General features: G+C 51.2%; 1 protein-coding gene. It reads left to right on the plus strand.

Annotation, left to right across the window (positions count from 1 at the left end; all coding sequences use genetic code 11):
• Positions 1–376: 376 nt before the first annotated feature.
• On the plus strand, positions 377–1,591 hold the full coding sequence (locus B9A12_RS16520) for a GspE/PulE family protein (RefSeq protein ID WP_170920707.1): 1,215 nt from the start codon (positions 377–379) through the stop codon (positions 1,589–1,591).
• Positions 1,592–1,940: the final 349 nt, after the last annotated feature.

Consider the following 1,940-nt stretch of genomic DNA (forward strand, 5'->3'; position numbering starts at 1 on the left):
CGCAAAAGCCTGAAAGCTCCTTCGGCCATAAGGGGGTGAGGTGTGTCCGAAAATGTCTGAGATGGCATCGTCATGAGGGCTTTTCAGTCCTTGAAAAGGCGATGACCCGAAAAAGTGGCTGAACTGGGGCGTCGGTGACCCTCAAAATGGGTTCCGAATCCATGCACGTCAGTCCACCCAATCAAATCTCACTGATTCAGGTGCCAAAGCAAAAGGATGTGTACCGACTACCGACGGCATTTTGTTGACGCATGATCCTTACCTGGATCTATCCCTTCGGGGACACAAACTAACTCTTACTGTCCCCGTTAACGTTTATCGACTCCTACAAAATGCTGCGTCAATTCATGTCGAAGATGCAGAAGATCCTTCTTCCGTGCTGAATGACATTCTTGAAAGAGCGGTCCTGCAGGGAATCTCGGATATACATATTGAGCCACGCCAAGGCAATACGGTTGTGCGTTTTCGACAGGACGGAATACTCAAGGAAGTGTCCCGATACAAATATGGGCTAGACTTTCACGAACGCCTGATGAACAAAATTTATGAATTGTCTCAGCTGGAGGTATCCAGGTTCGGATGGCTCTCGGACTCGTCATTTACCGCCACCATCATGGGCAAACAGATATTCGTGCGTGTCAGCTCGATCCCGATTCCACATCACGCCAGCGGATTCGAGGAAAGTAGATCATCACAAGCCTCCATTGTACTCCGATTGCTGTACCGCAAGAACCAGGGGATCACCCCCCTACCGGAGCTCGGATATCCCGATGAGAGCGTCACGACAATCGAGCATCTACTGCGTATTCCCTACGGGATAATCCTGATGGCAGGCCCCACGGGAAGCGGGAAAACCACGACCTTGTATGCCATGATGGATATCATTCGGCGGAAACCGGTCAAAATCCTCGCCATCGAGGATCCGGTCGAACTACCCCTGGATGGAGTCATCCAAGTAGAGGTGTGCCGGGACAGGAACGTCACTTTCGCCAATGCAGTACGCACCTTCCTGCGTCAGGATCCGGACGTAATCCTGGTCGGCGAGATTCGCGATCAAGAGACGGCGGAAGAATCCGTAAGAGCCGCCCTCACGGGCCACCTGGTCTTCGCAACAGTCCACGCCAATACTGCTGCGGAAGTCATCCCGCGGCTCATGAACCTGGGCGTCGATATGGATCAGATTCTATCCTGTGTGAAGGGATGTATTGCTCAGCGACTGGTTCGTAAACTCTGCCCCAAGTGCCGAAGACACATAACGGATCCATCGGAATATATGGATCCCGACGATTACAGAAAAGCCTACGGGGATCTGTTTGACGAATCCGGATTCTGGGTCCCTGTGGGATGTACGGAGTGCGACGAAGGATACAAGGGCAGGACCGTCCTGTGGGAGATGCTTATCATGACGAAGAACGTCAAAGAACATGTGCAAAAAACCAATGGATTCATCGAAAGCGCAACAGCCATGGATCTCTGCCACCAGAAGGATATGCAGAAAAACGCAATTGATCTGGTACGTCAGGGAATCACAACCATTGCCGAAGTTGAACTATTCGTTCCCATCTCCCGCACTCTGGGTGAACTCCTCTAACTGACCCCATGCCGACAATCCCTCCTTTTATCCCCTCAAATGTCACAGTGTGACATCGGGGGATTTTCCTCAAATGTCACAGTGTCTCCTGATTCCGGCTTGTGACACCCTGCATCCGGTGTCACAGGCCGATGCAAAGGCGTGACACTTGGAGTGAGCATCAAAGCGTCACACCCCAATGAGCCCCTGTGACACTTGCACGTTGATTTACGACATACCCTTTGTCGCCCCCCAATGCAGTAGTGTGACATTTGGCCTTAATCCGTGAAATTGCACCTATGCATAAGACTATCTTGTGGCGGATATCCCATTGAATTTACATCTCATTTATGCTATAGGACCTCCTGTC

The sequence above is a fragment of the Desulfacinum hydrothermale DSM 13146 genome (assembly GCF_900176285.1).
Taxonomy (GTDB): domain Bacteria; phylum Desulfobacterota; class Syntrophobacteria; order Syntrophobacterales; family DSM-9756; genus Desulfacinum; species Desulfacinum hydrothermale.